The following is an 18,960-nucleotide window of genomic DNA, read 5'->3' on the forward strand; positions in this document are numbered from 1 at the left end:
GATGGACATCGTCGAACGCGTGCAACGCCTGCTGCGCCGTCCCGCCGCCGAGTGGGACGTGATCGACACCGAGCCGCACACGGTGCCCGGGCTCTTCACGCGCTACGTGATGCCGCTCGCGGCGATCCCGCCCGTGTGCGCCTTCCTCGGCTACTCGGTGATCGGCATCTCGAACGCGCGGCTGCCGATGTCCTATGGCGTCACGCACTTCGTGCTGTCGTACGGCCTGTCCCTCTTCGCGGTCTACGTGCTCGCGCTGGCGATCGACGCGCTGGCCGAGCCCTTCGGGGGCCGGGAGAACTTCGTGCAGGCGATGAAGGTCTCGGCGTTCGCGCCCACCGCGGCGTGGCTCGCGGGCGCGTTCTCGCTCGTGCCCTGGGTGTCGATCCTGAGCCTCGCCGGCGGCCTGTACAGCCTCTACCTGCTGTACCTGGCCCTCCCCCGGCTGATGAAGGTGCCCGAGCAGCAGGCGATCGGGTATACGACCGTGCTGATGGTCGTGGCGCTCGTGGTGACGGTGGCCGCGACGGCCCTGCCCTACCTGGCCATCCCGCCTTCGATGCGCGGGTTCTGACGGCTCTAGCTGGGCAGCGGGTCGGTCCCCGGCGGCACGACGATCTGCGGACGCGGCGTGCGCGGGCGTTGCCCCTGCTTGCGCCGGCGTCCGTAGGGCGAGATACCGGAGAGGTTCGGGCGCACGTCGAGGAAGCCGGCCAACTGCTCCAGGGCCTGGCGATAGACGTCGCGCTTGAAGTCGATGACCGTGTCGAGCGGCACCCAGTAGTCGTGCCAACGCCAGGCGTCGAACTCGGGATGCCCCGAGGCTCGCAGGGAGACGTCGCAATCACGGCCGACCAGGCGCAGCAGGAACCAGATCTGCTTCTGGCCCTTGTAGGTGCCGCGCCACTCGCGCTTCACCCAGTGCGTGGGCACGTGATAGTGCAGCCAGTCGCGCGTGCGCCCGAGAATCTGGACGTGGTGCGCTTCGAGCCCCGTCTCTTCCTTCAGCTCCCGGTACATCGCCTGCTCGGGAGTTTCCCCCGGCTTGATGCCGCCCTGGGGGAACTGCCAGGCGTGCTCCTTGATGCGCTTACCCCAAAACACCTGGTTCTTCGTGTTGCAGAGCACGATGGCGACGTTCGGGCGGTATCCGTCCCGATCGATCATGTCGGCCACCACTAATTCGTAGAGTTATCCCATTCTTGCACAGTTGGGAGCACTCGCCAACGTAGGGCCCCGGCGCGCCATCCTGTAGAATGCTGCACTGCAACCTGCTGATTTGATTCAATAACCCCTGCATCCCGGAGAAGTCATGCGCGCCACCCAGTTCTACCTCGCCACCCTCAAGGAAGCCCCGCAGGAAGCGGAGCTCCCGAGCCACAAGCTGATGTTGCGGGCGGGGCTGATCCGGCGGCTCGGCAGCGGCCTCTACACGTGGATGCCGCTGGGGATCCGCGTGCTGCGGAAGGTCGAGGCCGTGGTGCGCCAGGAAATGAACAACGCCGGGGCGCTGGAGATCCTCGCGCCGCCGATCCAGCCGGCCGCCCTGTGGCAGGAGTCGGGCCGCTGGGACCTCTACGGGCCGATGATGCTGCGCATCAAGGACCGCGCCGAGCGCGAGTTCTGCTACGCGCCCACGGCCGAGGAAGTGCTGGTCGACATCGCACGCGGCGAGATCCGCAGCTACAAGCAGCTGCCGGTGAACCTCTACCAGATCCAGACGAAATTCCGCGACGAGATCCGCCCGCGCTTCGGCGTGATGCGCGCCCGCGAATTCATCATGAAGGACGCGTATTCGTTCGATGCCGACCTCGCGGGCCTGCAGAAGAGCTACCAGCTGATGTACGACGCGTACACGCGCGTCTTCACGCGCCTGGGCTTGAAGTTCCGTGCCGTGGCCGCGGATTCGGGGGAGATCGGCGGCACGGCCACGCATGAGTTCCAGGTGCTCGCAGCCTCGGGCGAGGACACGATCGCGTACAGCGACGGATCGGACTACGCCGCGAACGTCGAGCAGGCCGAGGCGCTCGCTCCGACGGCGAAGCGCCACGATCCCGTACAGCCGATGCGCAAAGTCGCCACACCCGGCATCCACACGTGCGAGGAAGTCGCTGCGTTCCTCAAGATCCCGCTCACGCAGACGGTGAAGTCGATCGTCGTGATCGCCACGCCCGAAGGCGGGCCCGAGCAGATGGTGATGCTGCTCGTGCGCGGCGACCACATGCTGAACGAGGTGAAGGCCTCGAAGATCCCGGGCATGAGGCCCTTCCGCTTCGCGACCGACGCGGAGATCCGCTCGACGCTGAAGGCCTCGCCGGGCTCGCTCGGCCCGGTCGGGCACGACGTGAAGATCATCGCCGACCGCACGGTCGCCGCGATGAGCGACTTCTGCGTCGGCGCCAACGAGGACGGCTTCCATGCGACCGGCGTGCACTGGGGCCGCGACCTGCCCGAACCGACCGTGGCCGACATCCGCAACGTGGTCGCGGGCGACCCCTCGCCCGACGGCAAGGGCGCGCTCGCCATCGCACGCGGCATCGAGGTGGGCCAGGTCTTCCAGCTGGGGACGGTGTACTCCGCGAAGATGGGCGCCAACATCGTCAACGCCGAGGGCAAGAACGTCCCGGTCGAGATGGGCTGCTACGGCATCGGCATCACGCGCGTGGTCGCCGCCGCCATCGAGCAGAACTACGACGACCGCGGCATCATCTGGCCCGAGTCGATGGCGCCCTTCGTGGTGTCGGTGATCGCGCTCGGCTACAAGAAGAGCGAGGCCGTTCGTGCCGCCGCGGACAAGCTCTATGCGGACCTCAGCGCGGCCGGCGTCGACGCGTTCCTCGACGACCGTGACGAGCGTCCCGGCGTGCTGCTCGCCGACCAGGAGCTGATCGGCATCCCGCACCGCTTCGTGATCGGCGATCGCGGCTTGAAGGAAGGCATCGCGGAGTACCAGCATCGCCGCGACAGCGAAGCGACGAAGGTGCCGCTCGCCGACGCCCTCGCGCACCTGCGCTCGAAGCTCGCCGCGTGAGCTGGCCGGGCGCCCGCCTGTTTCCGATCGGGGTCACGCTCGAGACGGAACGCCTGCGCCTGCGCATCCTCGAGGAGCGCGATCTCGATCCGCTCGCGACGATGTACGCCGACCCCGAGACGATGCGTTACCTCGGCGAAGGCAAGGTCGTGAGCCGCGCCGACACATGGCGGGCCATCTCGGGCGGGCTCGGCCACTGGCTGCTCCGCGGCTATGGCATGTGGGCGGTGGAGACGCGCGAGGCCGGCGAGTTCGTCGGGCGCGTGGGCTTCATCGACCCCGAAGGCTGGCCGGGATTCGAGCTGGGCTACATGATCGGACGCCCGTACTGGGGCCGGGGCTACGCGATCGAGTCCGCGCGCGCGGCGTACGCCTATGCGAAGGACGTGCTCCATCGCGACCGCGTGATCAGCCTCATCCGCCCGGGCAATGCGCCCTCGGTGCGCGTCGCGGAGAAGCTGGGCTTCGTCCGCGACGGCATGGTCGAGCTCCTCGGCCAGCCCGCGATGGTCTATGCCAACAAGACAACCTCCTAGCCTTGCCGCGCGGCGCTCGGCGCTCGCGGCCCTCGCCGCGCTGCCCGCGTCGCTCCTCCTTCCGTACGGCGCCTCCGCCGGCGACCAGAAATACGAAGTGCTCTCGGCCTCGGTGCGCGCGACACTTGCCGGCGCCGTGCGCGACCGCAGCACCTTCGACTGGAACGACCTCGATTTGCGCGCGTGGGTGCGCGTGATGACCCCGCGCGTACGTCCCTACTTCAAGGACGAGGAGAACGCGCGCAACTTCCTCGCGCTGGTGAGCTACGAGGCGAAGCGCTCGGGCCTCGATCCGCACATGGTGCTCGCGGTGATCGAAGTCGAGAGCCGGTTCCGCAAGTACGCCGTGTCGAAGGCCGGGGCCCGCGGCTACATGCAGGTGATGCCGTTCTGGGTGAAGGAGCTGGGCGAAGGCAGCCAGAGCCTGTTCCCCGAGCGCGTGAACCTGCGCTACGGCTGCGTGATCCTGCGGCACTACCTGGATCGCGAGAAGGGCAACATGGGCAACGCGCTCGCGCGCTACAACGGTTCGCTCGGCCGCGACGAGTATCCCGGGAAGGTGTTCGCCGCCTTCCGGTCGCGCTGGGCGCTGGGCTAGGCCTTCGGCCGCTTCGTGGTGTCTTCGAGGAAGCGCTTCGAGACCGTGCCCAGGCGGTCGTAGATCTTCTTGCCGGTGGGGTCGAACACCATCGTCACCGGCAGCCCCTTCACTTTCCCGAATTGCTTCTCGATGGTCTCGTCCTCGAGCACCAGCGGATATTCGTGCCCGACCTTCTTCGCGAACTGCTTGGTCTTTTCGACGCCGTCTTCCACGTCCATCGCGATGCCGAGCACGACGACCTCCGGATGCGCGCGGCGGAACTCCGCGATGTCGGGGATCTCCTTCACGCAAGGCGCGCACCACGTTGCCCAGAAGTTCACGACGACCCAGCGGCCCTTGTAGCTCGCGAGGTCGTGCTTGGCGCCGGCAGTGTCCGTCACCGTCCACGCACGGGCGTCGAAGCACGCCAGGGCGAGCACGGCGGCAAAAACGCCGAAAAAGCCCGCTAAACGTTTGGTTTTCAAAAGCTTTTCCTCTATCCTTGGGCTTCACCGGCTGGCAGACCGGGAAGAATAAAAAGTCCATACAAATCAAAGCTCAACAAGAGCTTAGCAGAGACTCGCGCCCCCATGCCGCTCGACCTGTCGGTCCCCGTCCGTACTGCCCCTCCGAAAGACCTCGAAATCCGTCCCAAGCAGGCCAAGGCCTGGCTGGAGGCGCTTCCGCTCGCCCAAAGCATCGAGGCGGCGAAGATGATCAGCGTCAACCTCGTGGCGTTGAGCCGCGCGAAGGTCGATGTCGACGATCGCCTGGCCCTCCTCGAAGCCTATCGACCGATTGCCGCCGTCGTCCTCGACGAGCTCGATGCGGTGTACTCGAAATCGCCGCTGCCACTCTCCGCGAAGGCACGCGAATGCCTAGGCCTCGCGCGCGAGATCGCCGCCGAGATGGCCAACGGCTACAAGATCGCGATCGTCGAGAAGACCGGCAAGCTGATCGCGTTCGGTGCGAAGAAGCAACTCCCGCTGCTCGTCTTCCGCGCGATGGAGTACAGCTCCGAAGGCCTGCGCGCCGCGTACAAGTCGTACACCGCATTGAGCGCCGGCGCGTGGAAGGAGATGCACGCGCTCTATCTCTTCGCCGCGCAGGAAGGCATCGCCGGAGAAGTGGGCGACGCGGAGACCAAGCTCACGATCAACGACCTCTACGCCGAGTCGCTGCTGCTCTCGCTCACCGATCCCTACCGCCTGATCCAGGGCGAGGTGGACAAGGCCGTCGAGCTGCTGCGCGCCAACCGCGGCCTCGCCACGCTCGGCACGTCCCGCCCCGCGACCAGCGCCGCCGCGCACTTCCTCGTGCCGTGCGACACCGACAAGGCCCCCAAGCCGCTCACGGGCGCGGATGATCCCGGCGGGCCGAACGCGCGCCTGCTCGACGCCAACCCGCTCGTCGATCGCCTGCGCCAGCGCAAGTCCGCCATCGATTCGGGCAACGTCTCGTCGACCATGAGCAAGATGGTGAGCTTCGACACGATGCAGCTCATGCTGAAGCTGATCGTGCTGTGGGGCGATCCGCCGAAGCGAGCCTTCCGCCGCGATGCGATGGATACGCGCGTGGCGATCTGCGCGGGCCTGCGCGCGGTGAGCCACTTCGTCGCGGAGCAGCAGCGCGTGGACATCGCGGCCGAGGCCGAGGCGATCGACAGCGGCGCCACGGTCCCGCTCATCAACGTGCCGCAGGACGAGGCCTCCAGGGGCATGCTCTCCGAGTGGGACGTGGTGAATTCGAGCGCGGGCGGCCTCAAGGTCCATCGCGACGGCTCCACCAGCCAGGGCATCAGCGTCGGCGAGGCGGTCGGCATCAAGTTCCTCGGCAAGGCGCGGTGGACCATCGGCGTCGTGCGCTGGGTCACGAGCCTCGAGGACGGCGGCCTGGAGTTCGGCATCCAGTTCCTGGCCCCCGCGGCACGCGCCGTCGCGGTGACGCCGACCATCAACTCGACCAGCACGGTGAAGATCGGTTTGCTGCTGCACGAGTCGGAGCAGTCCACGGAAGCGGATTCGCTCCTCACGCCCCCCGCCACCTACGCGGATCTTCGCGAATACGAGGTCGAGGAAGACGGCACCGTGGTGGTGGTGCGCGCGACCAGCCTCATCGAGAAGACCGGGCGCTTCGAGCTCTTCCACATCTCACCGTCCTGAGGCGGCGTCCTCCGGGGGCATGCTGTCGCGCAGCGCCGCGAGCGGGCGGTTCAGCAGCGCCTGGAACTGGTCGATGACGTCGCCGATCTCGCCCTCGTAGCCCACCCATTCCTCGGGCTCCAGGCGCGCGCCGGGCGCGATGACGGCGCGATACAGGTCACCCAGCGAGATCTCCTCGGGCCGGCGCGCCAGCAGGAACCCGTGCTTGCCTTCCTGCTTCACGACGCCCGCGTCGACGAGGTGGTGAAGCGCGTCCTCCAGCTGGTCCGACGGGATCGCGGCGGCCTTCTGCAGGTCCTGGAACTCGACGGCCTGGCCCTTGGCGTGCACCAGCAGGCGGCCCAGCTCCACCACGTCGCGAAAGCGCGCGCCCGGCGAGGACACGCGTTTCCACAGCGCCCCGTGCAGGTAGCCGATCGACACCGTGATCTCGGCGCCGAAGAGGATCACGAGCCACGAGAAGTACACCCAGATCAGGAACAGCGGAATCGTGGCGAACGTGCCGTAGACCAGGCTGTACGTCGGCACCTTCGCGACGTAGTACGCGAAGATCTCCTTCATCGCCTCGAAGAGCAGCGCCGCGACGAAGCCGCCGGCGAGCGCATGCGTCCACGGCACTCGCCGGTGCGGCACGATCTGGTAGGCGAGGAAGAACGCGAACGAGCTCACCGCGATGGGCGCCACCTTGAGGAGATAGGGGCGGAAATCCTTGGGCACGTCCGTGACGCCGGCGGAGAGCGTGAGCAGGTACGTGGTCACCGTGACGCTGATGCCCACGAGGATGGGCCCGATCGCGAGCAGCGCCACGTACGCGAGGATCGAGATCGGCCAGGGGCGGTTGCGGCGCACGCGCCAGATCGTGTTCAGCGAGCGGTCCACGGCCCACATCATCCCGACGCCCATCACGAAGAGCGCGCCGAAGCTGATGCCCGTCACCCGGGCGGCGTTGCGCGCGAATGGCTCCATGTATTCGACGATGATCTTCCCGGCCAGCTCCGGCACCAGGTTCAGCAGCAGGAAGACCTTCAGCCGCACCATGATCTGCTCGAAGAACGGCAACGAGGAGAGCATCGCGACGCCGATGGCGAAGACGGGTACCAGCGCCAGCAGCGTGGTATAGGTGAGGCTCGCGGCGATCTGCGGGCAGCGGTCCTCGGTCCAGCGCCGCAGCACGAAACGCAGGAAGCCGAAGACGTCGAGGAGTTTTCGCAGCATGGGATGGGAGACCGCGGCGGTATCATAGCAGCGCCATGGCAGACATCCTCGTCCTCTACTACAGCGCATCGGGCTCCGTGAAGGCGCTCGCCCAATCCGTCGCGCGCGGCATCGACAGCGTGGAAAGCATGCACGCGCGCGTCCGCACGGTGCCGAAGGTGGCGCCGGTGACGGAAGTCGCTGCTCCTGCCGTTCCGCCGGAAGGCGCGCCCTACGTCGAGCGCCGCGATCTCGTCGAATGCGCGGGCATCGCTCTTGGCTCGCCGACACGCTTCGGCAACATGGCCGCGCCGATGAAGCACTTCATCGACGGCCTCGGCGCCGAGTGGGCCGCCGGCACGCTGGTGGGGAAGCCCGCCGCGGTCTTTTCCTCCACGGCGACGATGCACGGCGGGCAGGAAACGACGCTGGTCACGATGATGGTCCCGCTGCTGCACCACGGGATGCTCATCGTCGGCATTCCGTACACGGAGGGCGAGCTGAACAGCACGCGCTCGGGCGGCACGCCGTACGGAGCGACGCACGTGTCGGGCAGCGCCAACGACCGGCCCGTCACCGACGAGGAATCGAAGCTCGCCTTCGCCCTGGGACGCCGGCTCGCGACGGTGGCGAAGAAGCTCTCGGCGTGAAGGCGCGCACGGCGTACCTCGCCGCCTGCTTCACGCTGGTCTCGCTGATCTTCCTGTGCGTCGCCTGGGAGCTGTGGCTGGCGCCTCTTCGTCCCGGCGGATCGTGGCTCGTGCTGAAGGTGCTGCCGCTGCTCTTCCCGCTCTTCGGCATCCTGAACGGCAAGCGCTACACCTACCAGTGGAGCTCGCTGCTGGTGTGGCTCTATGTCGCCGAGGGCGTGGTGCGCGCGTGGAGCGATCCCGTGCCGGCCATGAGGACGCTGGCCGCGATCGAGATCGCGCTCTCGCTCGCCTTCTTCGCGGCGATCGTCGCCTACTTGCGGGCGTCCAGGACGTCCTGAAGCGTCACCACGTGGCGGCCGCTCTTCGCGGCGACGGTCACTTCGCGCAGGAACATCAGCAGGCACATCGTGAGGCTCACCATCGCGAGGATGAAGAGCCCGGCCACGACCTTCGAGAGGTCGAAGGTGATGAACGCGCCGATGAACGTGAAGGCGATCAGCAGGCACACGAGCAGCGCCGAGAACACGGCCGAAGCGATCGATCCCAGCGAAAGGCGGATGCGCAGCGCGATGATCTCCAGCTCGGCGAGGATCTTGTCGCGCTCGTCGCCCTCGTAGGCCATCACCAGGTCCTCGAGCTGGCGGCGGCGGTCCACCGCGCGCCCCAGGCGGTTGATGACGGCGTTGATGATCGTGCCCACGGCAGTGAGCAGGAACACGGGCGCCACCGCGAGCTGGATCAGGCGGGTGATGTCGAAGACGTGCGAATCGAGCATGGTCCGCCCTCCGCTAGCGCTCGCGCCGTGCGCGGATCGCCGCGACGACGACCGGGACGACGCTCACGAGGACGATCCCGATGATGATGAACGAGAGGTTCTTCTTCACCCACGGGATGTTGCCGAAGAAGTAGCCCGCGTAGGTGAGCGAGGCGATCCACGCGACGGCCCCGCCGATGTTGTACAGGGTGAAGCGCCCGGGCGTCATCGCGCCCAGGCCCGCCACGAACGGCACGTAGGTGCGGATGATCGGGACGAAGCGCGAGATCACGACCGCCATGCCGCCGTGCTTCTCGTAGAAGGCGTGGGTGCGCTCGAGATACTCGGGATTGAGCCAGCGCGAGCCGCGGTCGCGGAAGAAGGTCTTCCCGAGCCAGCGGCCGACCGCGTAGTTGGTGGAGTTGCCGAGGATCGCCGCCACGATGAGCAGCACCACCAGCAGGTGGACGTCCATGGCGCCGGTGGCGGCGAGCGTGCCCGCCACGAAGAGCAGCGAGTCGCCGGGGAGGATGGGGGTCACCACCAGGCCCGTCTCCGCGAAGATGATGGCGAAGAGGATCGCGTAGATCCAGGGGCCGTGCTGGCGGACGAGCTCCGCCAGGTGGACCTCGAGGTGCAGCACGAGGTCGATGAAGGAGGCGATCAGTTCCATGTCGTCATTCCCGCGAAGGCGGGAATCCAGGCTGGGCCCCCGCCTTCGCGGGGGCGACCATCAGGGCATGTCGGCGAGCTGGGCCTTCTTCTCCGGCTTCACGAAATCCTCGCGCGAGGCGCCGAGGTACTTCGCGAGCGGCGCGGCGACCAGCACCGAGGAATAGATACCGAAGCAGATGCCGATCGTGAGCGCGAGCGCGAAGTTGTGCAGGCTCGCACCGCCGAAGAAGAAGATCGACAGCACCATCATCTGCGTGCACCCGTGGGTGATGATCGTGCGCGAGATGGTCCCCGTGATCGAGGCGTCCATCACCTCGTCCACGCTCGCCTTGCGCAGCTTCTTGAAGTTCTCGCGAACCCGGTCGAACACCACGACCGACTCGTTCACCGAGTAACCGAGGATGGCGAGGATCGCCGCCAGCACGGGCAGCGAGAACTCCCACTGGAAGAACGAGAAGAAGCCCAGGATGATCACGACGTCGTGCAGGTTCGCGATGATCGTCGCCACCGCGAAGCGCCACTCGAAGCGGAAGGCGAGGTAGACCATGATCCCGATACAAACGAAGAGCAGCGCCAGGCCCCCGTCCGTGGCGAGCTCCTTGCCCACCTGGCCGCCGACGAACTCCACGCGCTTCAGCTGCGCGGATGCGTCGTCGCCGTGCAGGCCGGTCATCACCTTCTCGGAGAGGGCCTTCATCGCGTCGTTCTGGGTGGTCCCGTCGGTCGGGGCCTTGAGCGGCAGGCGGATCAGCACGTCGCGCGAGGTCCCGAAGGTCTGCACCGAGACGTCGGTGAGGCCCTGCTTCGCGAGCGAGTTGCGGATCTTCTCCGGCTCCGCGTCCTGCTTGTACTGCACCTCCATCACCGTTCCGCCCAGGAACTCGATCGAGAAGTGCAGCCCGCGCGTGGCGAGGAAGAAGACCGCGAGCAGGAAGGTGATCAACGAGATGATGTTGAACACCTTCGCATGGCGCATGAAGGGGATGGTGCGGCGAATCCTGAAGAATTCCATGGTGCTTTCCTATCGGTTGGGACGCCCGGACTAGACCGCGACCTTCTTCTTCCGGTCTTCGTCGTTCTTCTTGTCTTCTTCCTTGTCCCAGGTCGTGTTGCCGATCGACAGCCGGGTCACCTTCTTGCGCCCGCCGTAGATGATGTTGACCAGCCCGCGCGAGACCATCACCGCGCTGAAGATCGAGGTCAGGATGCCCAGGCAGTGCACGACCGCGAAACCGCGTACCGGGCCGGAACCGAAGGCGAGCAGTGCCAGGCCCGCGATGAGCGTCGTGATGTTCGAGTCCAGGATGGTGTCGAACGCGCGTTCGTAGCCGGCCTGGATCGCCATCTGCGGCGTCATGCCGGAACGCACTTCCTCGCGCACGCGTTCGTTGATCAGCACGTTGGCGTCGATCGCCATGCCGAGCGTCAACGCGATGGCGGCGATGCCGGGCAGCGTGAGCGTGAACTGGAGCATCGACAGCAGGCCGACCAGGAACAACAGGTTGGCCGCGAGGGCCGCCACGGACACGACGCCGAAGAGCGCGTAGTAGAGGATCATGAACACGCCGATGGCGATGAAGCCGTACAGCACGGCGTGATAACCCTTCTCGATGTTGTCGGCGCCCAGGCTCGGGCCGACCGTGCTCTTCTCGATGATCTCCATCGGCGCCGCAAGCGCACCCGCGCGCAGCAGCAGCGCGAGGTTCTTCGCCTCCGTGGTGTCCGGCATGCCGGTCACGCGGAAGCTCGAGCCGAATTCCTCCTGGATCACGGGCCACGTGAGCACCACGGTCTTGTTCTTCTCGACCAGGAGCATGGCCATGCGCTTCTTCACGTTCTCGCGCGTGGTCTGGCGCAGGATGCGCCCGCCCGTTTCGTCGGTCTTGATGTTGACCGCGGAGCGGCCGTGCTCGTCGAAGCCGGGCTGCGCGTCCTTGATGCGGTCGCCCGTCATCACCACGATCTTGCGCACCAGCACGGGTTGGCCGTCCTGGTCGAAGAACTTGTCGGTCGCGAAGGGCGCGGGTTGATCCTTGTAGGCGTAGAACGCGTCCTGGCCGGGGCCGGCGGCGTTCTCTTCCGAGACCATGCGGACTTCGAGGGTCGCCGTGCGGCCGAGGATCTCCTCGGCGCGAGCCGGGTCCTGCACGCCGGCCAGCTGCACCAGGATGCGGTCGGGACCCTGCTGCTGCACGATCGGTTCGGCCACGCCGAGCTCGTTCACGCGGTTGCGGAGCGTCTGGATGTTCTGCTGCAGCGCCAGCTCCTGGTCGCGCTTCACGATCTCCGGCTTGATCGTGAGGATCAGCTGCGACTCGTCGGCCGATTCGGTCTCGCGCACGTTCAGCTCGACCAGCGTATCGGTGACGAGCTTGAGGGCTGCCGCTTTCTGCTCGCGCTCGCGGAAGCGCACGGTGATGCGGTCGCTCTCGCGCGTGAGGCCCGAGTAGTAGATCTTCTTGTCCCGCAGCGTCGTGCGGATGTCGCCCATGTAGCGCTCGATGGACTTGTCGGCGGCTTTCTTCATGTCCACCTGGAGGAGGAAGTGCACGCCCCCCCGAAGGTCGAGGCCGAGGTACATCGGCTTGGCGCCCAGCGCGTGCAGCCACGGCGGGGAATTGGATTCGAGGTTCAGCGCGGCCACGAAGCCCTGGCCCAGCTTGGCGACGATCGCGTCGCGGCCCTGGATCTGGCGGTCGGTGTCGGCGAAGCGATAGTGGGCGGAGCCGTTGGCGTCGAGCTCGGAGCTCAGCACCGGGACGTTGGCCGCCTTGAGGGCCGCGTCGAGCGTGGCCTTCATCGGCTCGTCGACCTTGTTCGCGGCGCGCACGCCCGAGACGGCGACCGCGGGCACGACCCCGTAGAAGTTGGGCGCCGTGTAGATGATGCCGACCAGCAGCGCGATCCCGATGAGGACGTATTTCCAGGCGGGATAACGGTTCACTGCGCGTCCTTGATGGTGCCCTTCGGCAGCAGGCGGCTGATGCCGCCGCGCTCCACCTGGACTTCGACGTTCGGGGCGATCTCCACCGACACGTAGTTGGTGCCGACCTTGCTGATCTTGCCGAGGAAGCCCACCGCGACGACTTCGTCACCCTTCTGCAGGGCGTCGATCATCGTCTTGTGCTCCTTCGCCTTCTTCATCTGCGGGCGGATCATGAGGAAGTAGAGGATCACGAACATCAGGATGATGGGGAGCATCCCCATCAGCGTGTCACTCCCTCCGGGTGCACCCGCGGCCTGGGCGTAAGCGGTACCGATCATTGCGGACTCCGTGCGGAAATTGTTGAATCGACAGGACTTTTTGGCTTCCTGCTTAGCCCAATATTTTAGCACGTTGGAGCCGGAATTCGGCTTTCCAAGCCCCCAGTTCCCGTTTCTCTATGGCCCCCCGCATCTCGTCCATGAGCACCTGGTAGTAGAAGAGGTTGTGCAGGGTGTTCAGCCGGGCACCGAGAATCTCGTTCGTGCGATGGAGGTGATGCAGGTACGAGCGCGAGAAGTTGCGGCAGGTGTAGCAGGCACAGGTCGGGTCGAGCGGGCCGGTGTCGTCCTTGTAGCGGGCGTTCTTGATCTTCACGTCGCCATGGCGGGTGAAGAGCCAGCCGTTGCGCGCGTTGCGGGTGGGCATCACGCAATCGAACATGTCCACGCCCGCGCTTACGGCGCCGACGAGGTCTTCGGGCGTCCCAACGCCCATCAGGTAGCGCGGACGATCGGCGGGCAGGCGCGGAGCCGTGTGCGCGACGATGCGCTCCATGTCCTCCTTGGGCTCGCCCACGGAGACGCCTCCGATGGCGTAGCCGTCGAAGCCGAGCGTCGAGATCGCGCCCAGCGATTCGTCACGCAGGTCCTCGTGCATGCCGCCCTGCACGATGCCGAAGAGCGCATTCGTGCTGCCCTCGTGCGCCCGCTTCGAGCGCTGCGCCCAGCGCAGCGACAGGTTCATCGAGATCGCCGCCTCGTCGCGCGTGGCGGGATAGGGCGTGCACTCGTCGAACACCATCACGATGTCGGAGTTCAACGCGCGCTGGATCTCCATCGACGTCTCGGGCGTGAGGAAGAGCTTGTCGCCGTTCACCGGCGACTGGAAGGCCACCCCCTCCTCGCTGATCTTGCGCAGCGCTCCGAGGCTGAACACCTGGAAACCGCCCGAGTCGGTGAGGATCGGTTTCGTCCACCCCATGAAGCGGTGCAGGCCGCCGTGCGCGCGAATCACCTCGATGCCCGGCCGCAGCCACAGGTGGAAGGTGTTGCCCAGCACGATGTCCGCACCGAGCTCCACGAGCTCCGCGGGACTCATCGCCTTCACGGTGCCGTAGGTGCCGACGGGCATGAAGGCGGGCGTGCGCACCTCGCCGTGCGCGAGCGTGAGCGTGCCGCGCCGCGAAGCGCCGTCGGTGGCGTGGACCGCGAACTTCATTTCCAGTGCGGCGGGTAGGTCTTGTCGTAGAACGGCAGCGCCTGGATGCGCTTGTGCCAGGCCAGGATCGACTCCGGAACTGCCGTGCCCACGTTCGATTCGGGTTTGCGGAACTGGATGCGGTTCACGTAGCCCAGCTCCGGGGCGAGCACAAAATCGACCGCGCACGGCGTTTCGCCGCCGAAAAAGGGACCCTTCAGCTCCCGCTCGAGGCCGCGCAGCTCCGCGGCGATCGTATCGCGCGCTTTCGAGACGACCGCCATGTCGGGCTGCACGCCTTCGCCACTGAAGAAGAGCTGCTCGGCCATCACGCCGACGCCTTCGCCGCGCAGGTAGCCCTCGATCTCCTTCACGATCCGGCGCGTGCGCGCGCGTTCCACCTCGGTTCCCGGATACAGGCGCGCCGGGCCTTCGACGCCGTAGCGCTCGTCCAGGTACTCGAGGATGGGGATCGACTCCCAGAGGTTGAACCCGTCGTCGCTGATCGTCGGCACCTGGTGGCGCGGGTTCAGCGCGACGAACTCGGGCTTCATTTGGTCCTTCGCCTGGAAGGACAGGACCTTCAGCTCGTACGGGACCTTCAGGTGCTCGAGCGCGAGCCACACGCGCCAGGAATAGGGGGAGCCTTGACCGTGATAGAACGTGAGTGCCATGCGATGCCTCCTCGGTGAAGCGCGATTATCGCCTACGGCGATGCTTGGCTACAGCTATCGAACACAGAGGACACAGAGGGGGCACAGAGGACACAGAGGAAGAGCAATCTATTCAGGGAGCGAGACGGCCACCACGATCACCGATTCGATTCCAAGACATCTCTTTCCTCTGTGTCCTCTGTGCCCCCTCTGTGTCCTCTGTGTTTCAAACGCTCTAGAAACAAAAACGCCGGCGTGAGCCGGCGTTTTGTCGAAGCAAAAAAGATCAGAGCAACGGCACGATCAACAGCGCCACGATATTGATGATCTTGATCAGCGGATTCACCGCCGGGCCCGCCGTGTCCTTGTACGGATCGCCCACGGTGTCGCCGGTCACGGCCGCCTTGTGCGCGTCCGAACCCTTGCCGCCGTGGTGGCCGTCCTCGATGTACTTCTTGGCGTTGTCCCAGGCTCCGCCGCCGGTGCACATGGAGATCGCGACGAAGAGGCCCGTGACGATGGTGCCCATCAGCATGCCGCCCAGCGCCTGCACGCCCGCGTCACGGCCCATCAGGAAACCGACGATGAGGGCCACCGCGATCGGCGAGAGCACCGGCAGCAGCGACGGGATCATCATTTCCTTGATGGCGCCCTTGGTGAGCATGTCGACGGCGCGCGAGTAGTCCGGCTTGCCCGTGCCGTCCATGATCCCGGGGATCTCCTTGAACTGGCGGCGCACTTCCTCCACCACCGAGCCCGCGCAGCGGCCGACGGCTTCCATCGCCATGGCGCCGAACAGGTACGGGATCAGGCCGCCGGCGAAGAGGCCGATGATCACCGCCGGGTTGGAGAGGTCGAACGAGATGTGGCGCCCGGCTTCTTCCAGCTTGTGCGTGTAGTCGGCGAAGAGCACCAGGGCCGCGAGACCGGCGGAGCCGATCGCGTAGCCCTTGGTCACGGCCTTGGTCGTGTTGCCCACCGCATCCAGGGGATCGGTCACGGCGCGCACTTCCTTCGGCAGCTCGGCCATCTCGGCGATGCCGCCGGCGTTGTCCGTGATCGGGCCGTACGCGTCGAGGGCCACGATGATGCCGGCCATCGAGAGCATCGAGGTGGCCGCGATCGCGATGCCGTACAGGCCCGCGAGCGAGTACGCCGCCCAGATCGCCGCGCAGACCGAGAGCACCGGCCACGCCGTCGAGCGCATCGAGACACCGATGCCCGCGATGATGTTGGTCGCATGGCCCTTGGTCGAGGCTTCCGCCACGTGCTTCACCGGCGCGTAGTCCGTGCCCGTGTAGTACTCGGTGATGATCACCATCAGCGCCGTCAGCACGATGCCCACGACGCAAGCGCCGAAGAGCGCGTTCACGGTGAGCAGCGGGTTCACCTTCGCCACGTCGCCCATCAGCCAGCCGGTGATGAAGTAGAACGCGATCAGCGAGAGGATGGCCGCCACGGCGAGGCCGCGGTAGAGGGCGTTCATGATCTTGCCGCCCTCGCTCGTCTTCACGAAGTAGCAGCCGATGATCGAGGCGATGATCGAGACGGCGCCGAGCGCGAGCGGATACACGACCGCGTTGCCGGCGACGGCGGAGTTGCCGAGCAGCAGCGCGCCCAGCACCATCGTGGCGATGATCGTCACGGCGTAGGTCTCGAAGAGGTCCGCGGCCATGCCGGCGCAGTCGCCCACGTTGTCGCCCACGTTGTCAGCGATCACGGCGGGGTTGCGCGGGTCATCCTCGGGGATGCCGGCTTCCACCTTGCCCACGAGATCCGCACCGACGTCCGCGCCCTTGGTGAAGATGCCGCCACCGAGACGCGCGAAGATCGAGATCAGCGAGGAGCCGAACGCGAGGCCGATGAGCGGCTTCACGATGTCGTTCAGCTTGGCACCGGCCGGGGCGCCGCTTTGCAGCAGCATGTAGAAGCCCGTCACGGCGAGCAGGCCGAGGCCCACGACCAGCAGGCCCGTCACGGCGCCGCCCTTGAAGGCGATGTCGAGCGCGGGACCGATGCCGCGGCGCGCGGCTTCCGCCGTGCGCACGTTGGATCGCACCGACACGTTCATGCCGATGTAGCCCGCGGCGCCGGAGGCGATGGCGCCGATGGCGAAGCCCAGGGCCGTCATCATCCCGAGGCCCGGCACGAAGGCGATGACCACCAGCAGGACCAGGCCCACGATGCCGATCGTCGTGTACTGGCGATTGAGGTACGCCTTCGCGCCCGTCTGGATGGCCGCGGCGATCTCGCGCATGCGGTCGTTGCCGTCCGGTTGCGAGAGGATCCATTTCGCGGTGATCGCCCCATACACCAGCGCGAGGGCGCCACAGGCGAGCGCCAAGAGCAATGCGTTCTGCAACATTCTGCTTCTCCTTGCTTTTTTGGAAGTGGCCTAGAGTGCGAAGTCGGTCTTCGTCTTCTTCTTCACGGCTGCGTTCTTCAGCCGCGCGTATTTCGGGAGTCCGTTCTCGAAGGGCGGGAAGGCCTCTCCGGCGATGAGCGGCGACAAATAGTTGCGGCACTTCTGCGTGATGTGGAAGCCGTCCGGCGTGATGAAGTCGCGCGGCATCTTCTTCTCGACGTTGGCGATCGCCGTCAGCGGCGCCACGCCGATCTTCCAGCGGTACGGCTTGCTCGAGGTGCGCACGATCGTCGGCATGACGCCCGACTGGCCGGCCACGGCGAGCTCCACCGCGGCCTTGCCGACGGCGTAGGCCTGCTCGAGGTCCGTCTTCGAGGCGATGTGGCGCGCGGCGCGCTGGAGGTAGTCCGCGACGGCCCAGTGGTGCTTCAAGCCCAGCTTGCCGCGCACGAGCTCCGCGATGCGCGGGGCGACGCCGCCCAGCTGCGCATGCCCGAACGCGTCCTTGATGCCGGATTCCGCGAGGAACTTGCCGTCGGCATCGTGCAGGCCTTCCGAGACGCCGACGGCACAGTAGCCGTGCTTCTCGACGTTCATCTTCACGGCGGCGAGGAATTTCTCCTCGTCGAACGGAATCTCGGGGAAGAGCAGGATGTGCGGCGCGGTGCCGGGCTGCGTCTGCGCGAGGCCCAGCGCGGCGGTGATCCACCCCGCATGGCGGCCCATGACTTCCATGATGAAGACCTTGGTCGACGTCTTGGCCATCGACTCGACGTCGAGGCCCGCTTCCATCATCGAGGTGGCCACGTACTTCGCGACCGAGCCGAAGCCCGGGCAGCAGTCGGTGATCGGCAGGTCGTTGTCGACGGTCTTCGGCACGTGCACGGCGGTGAGCGGATAGCCCATCGCCTGCGAGATCTGCGAGACCTTGAGGCAGGTGTCGGCGGAGTCGTTGCCACCGTTCAGGAAGAAGTAGCCGATGTCGTGCGCCTTGAACACCTCGACCAGGCGCTCGTACTCGCGGCGGTTCTTCTCGATCGACTTCAGCTTGTAGCGCGCCGAGCCGAAGGCGCCGCCCGGCGTGTTGCGCAGCCCCTTGATGGCCGCGGGCGATTCCTTGCTGGTGTCGATGAGGTCCTCGGTGAGGGCGCCGATGATGCCGTTGCGGCCCGCATAGACCTTGCCGATGTGCTTCCGGTGCTTGCGCGCGGCCTCGATCACGCCGGCGGCGCTGGCATTGATGACGGCGGTGACGCCGCCCGACTGCGCGTAGAAAGCGTTCTTCGGCATGCTCAACCCAACGCCTTGAAGACGCGATCCTTCACCTCGTCGACCGAACCGATGCCGTCGATGCGATGGTATTTCGGGGCGCGCTTGTCGCCGGTGCCGCCCCACGTCTTGTAGTACTCCACCAGCGGCTCGGTCTGCTGGTGATAGACGCCGAGGCGGTTACGCACCGTGGCTTCCTCGTCGTCCTTGCGCTGCACGAGGTCCTCGCCCGTCGCGTCGTCCTTGCCCGCGACCTTGGGCGGGTTGAACTTCACGTGGTAGGTCCGTCCGGAGGCCACGTGCACGCGGCGGCCGGACATGCGCTCGATGATCGTGGCATCCGGCACGTACACCTCGACGACATGGTCGAGGTCCACGCCCGAGGTCTTCATCGCCTCGGCCTGCGGGATGGTTCGCGGAAAGCCGTCGAAGAGGAAGCCGCGCGAGCAGTCGGGCTGCTGGATGCGCTCCTTCACGAGGCCGATGATGATGTCGTCGGAGACGAGGTCGCCGCGGTCCATCACGGCCTTGGCGGCAACGCCCAGCGGCGTGCCGGCCTTCACGGCGGCGCGCAGCATGTCGCCGGTGGAAATCTGCGGAATGGAATAGCGCTGGCAGATGAACGCGGCCTGCGTCCCCTTGCCGGCACCCGGCCCCCCTAGCAATATCAGCCGCATCGTGCTCGA

At 66.6% G+C, this 18,960-nt stretch carries 20 protein-coding genes; 7 read left to right on the forward strand and 13 right to left on the reverse strand.

Annotation, left to right across the window (positions count from 1 at the left end; translation table 11 throughout):
- The first annotated feature begins 1 nt into the window (after position 1).
- Positions 2 to 574, forward strand: coding sequence for a Yip1 family protein (locus DSM104443_RS16335; protein WP_171094097.1), 573 nt, complete (start codon positions 2 to 4; stop codon positions 572 to 574).
- Positions 575 to 579: 5 nt separating this feature from the next.
- Here the strand turns inward: DSM104443_RS16335 and DSM104443_RS16340 are convergent, their stop codons facing one another.
- Positions 580 to 1,167 carry an RNA pyrophosphohydrolase gene (locus DSM104443_RS16340; protein ID WP_171096583.1) on the reverse strand — a complete coding sequence of 196 codons (588 nt, stop codon included), beginning with the start codon at positions 1,165 to 1,167 and terminating at the stop codon, positions 580 to 582.
- 145 nt (positions 1,168 to 1,312) lie between these two features.
- Between DSM104443_RS16340 and DSM104443_RS16345 the strand changes: the two genes are divergently transcribed.
- From DSM104443_RS16345 to DSM104443_RS16355, 3 genes are read left to right on the forward strand one after another with little or no spacing between them, the layout of a single operon-like run.
- Complete coding sequence (locus DSM104443_RS16345; RefSeq protein WP_171094099.1) at positions 1,313 to 3,031, forward strand: proline--tRNA ligase; 1,719 nt, start codon at positions 1,313 to 1,315, stop codon at positions 3,029 to 3,031.
- The gene (locus DSM104443_RS16350) at positions 3,028 to 3,567 is read left to right on the forward strand and encodes a GNAT family N-acetyltransferase (protein ID WP_212756744.1); all 540 of its coding nucleotides are present in this window, start codon (positions 3,028 to 3,030) and stop codon (positions 3,565 to 3,567) included. The genes DSM104443_RS16345 and DSM104443_RS16350 overlap by 4 nt, the downstream gene beginning before the upstream one ends.
- Entirely contained in the window at positions 3,545 to 4,165 is a 621-nt protein-coding gene (locus DSM104443_RS16355; protein ID WP_171094102.1) for a transglycosylase SLT domain-containing protein, read from the forward strand. Before DSM104443_RS16350 ends, DSM104443_RS16355 begins: the two co-directional genes overlap by 23 nt.
- Here the strand turns inward: DSM104443_RS16355 and DSM104443_RS16360 are convergent.
- A complete protein-coding gene (locus DSM104443_RS16360) occupies positions 4,162 to 4,587 on the reverse strand; it encodes a TlpA family protein disulfide reductase (RefSeq protein WP_171094103.1) in 426 nt (141 codons plus the stop codon). The genes DSM104443_RS16355 and DSM104443_RS16360 overlap by 4 nt on opposite strands.
- Before the next feature lie 150 nt (positions 4,588 to 4,737).
- On the opposite strand from DSM104443_RS16360, the gene DSM104443_RS16365 reads away from it, so the two are divergent.
- Entirely contained in the window at positions 4,738 to 6,309 is a 1,572-nt protein-coding gene (locus DSM104443_RS16365) for a hypothetical protein (protein WP_171094105.1), read from the forward strand.
- On the opposite strand, the gene DSM104443_RS16370 is transcribed toward DSM104443_RS16365, so the two are convergent.
- Positions 6,298 to 7,524, reverse strand: coding sequence for a YihY family inner membrane protein (locus tag DSM104443_RS16370; protein WP_171094106.1), 1,227 nt, complete (start codon positions 7,522 to 7,524; stop codon positions 6,298 to 6,300). The two genes, DSM104443_RS16365 and DSM104443_RS16370, sit on opposite strands and share 12 nt — an antisense overlap.
- Before the next feature lie 35 nt (positions 7,525 to 7,559).
- Here DSM104443_RS16370 and wrbA point away from each other — a divergent pair, with 35 nt between their 5' ends.
- Positions 7,560 to 8,153: an NAD(P)H:quinone oxidoreductase gene (gene wrbA, locus DSM104443_RS16375; protein WP_171094109.1), complete on the forward strand. Its 594-nt coding sequence runs from the start codon at positions 7,560 to 7,562 to the stop codon at positions 8,151 to 8,153.
- Complete coding sequence (locus DSM104443_RS16380) at positions 8,150 to 8,494, forward strand: DUF2069 domain-containing protein (protein ID WP_171094111.1); 345 nt, start codon at positions 8,150 to 8,152, stop codon at positions 8,492 to 8,494. The genes wrbA and DSM104443_RS16380 overlap by 4 nt, the downstream gene beginning before the upstream one ends.
- Here DSM104443_RS16380 and DSM104443_RS16385 read toward each other — a convergent pair.
- The 10 genes from DSM104443_RS16385 to adk form a co-directional block, all read right to left on the reverse strand.
- Complete coding sequence (locus tag DSM104443_RS16385) at positions 8,467 to 8,931, reverse strand: DUF2721 domain-containing protein (protein WP_171094113.1); 465 nt, start codon at positions 8,929 to 8,931, stop codon at positions 8,467 to 8,469. The two genes, DSM104443_RS16380 and DSM104443_RS16385, sit on opposite strands and share 28 nt — an antisense overlap.
- A 13-nt stretch (positions 8,932 to 8,944) precedes the next feature.
- A complete protein-coding gene (locus tag DSM104443_RS16390; protein ID WP_171094115.1) occupies positions 8,945 to 9,583 on the reverse strand; it encodes a DedA family protein in 639 nt (212 codons plus the stop codon).
- A 60-nt stretch (positions 9,584 to 9,643) separates the two neighbouring features.
- A complete protein-coding gene (secF, locus tag DSM104443_RS16395) occupies positions 9,644 to 10,597 on the reverse strand; it encodes a protein translocase subunit SecF (protein WP_171094117.1) in 954 nt (317 codons plus the stop codon).
- 30 nt (positions 10,598 to 10,627) lie between these two features.
- A complete protein-coding gene (secD, locus tag DSM104443_RS16400; RefSeq protein WP_171094119.1) occupies positions 10,628 to 12,529 on the reverse strand; it encodes a protein translocase subunit SecD in 1,902 nt (633 codons plus the stop codon).
- On the reverse strand, positions 12,526 to 12,849 hold the full coding sequence (yajC, locus tag DSM104443_RS16405) for a preprotein translocase subunit YajC (RefSeq protein ID WP_171094122.1): 324 nt from the start codon (positions 12,847 to 12,849) through the stop codon (positions 12,526 to 12,528). The genes secD and yajC overlap by 4 nt, the downstream gene beginning before the upstream one ends.
- A gap of 52 nt (positions 12,850 to 12,901) precedes the next feature.
- Positions 12,902 to 14,008, reverse strand: a complete 1,107-nt coding sequence (tgt, locus tag DSM104443_RS16410) for a tRNA guanosine(34) transglycosylase Tgt (RefSeq protein ID WP_171094124.1) — start codon at positions 14,006 to 14,008, stop codon at positions 12,902 to 12,904.
- The gene (locus tag DSM104443_RS16415; protein ID WP_171094126.1) at positions 14,005 to 14,661 is read right to left on the reverse strand and encodes a glutathione S-transferase family protein; all 657 of its coding nucleotides are present in this window, start codon (positions 14,659 to 14,661) and stop codon (positions 14,005 to 14,007) included. Before DSM104443_RS16415 ends, tgt begins: the two co-directional genes overlap by 4 nt.
- 265 nt (positions 14,662 to 14,926) lie before the next feature.
- On the reverse strand, positions 14,927 to 17,005 hold the full coding sequence (locus DSM104443_RS16420; protein ID WP_171094127.1) for a sodium-translocating pyrophosphatase: 2,079 nt from the start codon (positions 17,003 to 17,005) through the stop codon (positions 14,927 to 14,929).
- Between the two features lie 30 nt (positions 17,006 to 17,035).
- The gene (locus DSM104443_RS16425; protein ID WP_171094130.1) at positions 17,036 to 18,295 is read right to left on the reverse strand and encodes a 6-phosphofructokinase; all 1,260 of its coding nucleotides are present in this window, start codon (positions 18,293 to 18,295) and stop codon (positions 17,036 to 17,038) included.
- A 2-nt stretch (positions 18,296 to 18,297) separates the two neighbouring features.
- A complete protein-coding gene (adk, locus tag DSM104443_RS16430; protein WP_171094132.1) occupies positions 18,298 to 18,951 on the reverse strand; it encodes an adenylate kinase in 654 nt (217 codons plus the stop codon).
- Positions 18,952 to 18,960: the final 9 nt, after the last annotated feature.

The organism is Usitatibacter rugosus, assembly GCF_013003965.1.
Taxonomy (GTDB): domain Bacteria; phylum Pseudomonadota; class Gammaproteobacteria; order Burkholderiales; family Usitatibacteraceae; genus Usitatibacter; species Usitatibacter rugosus.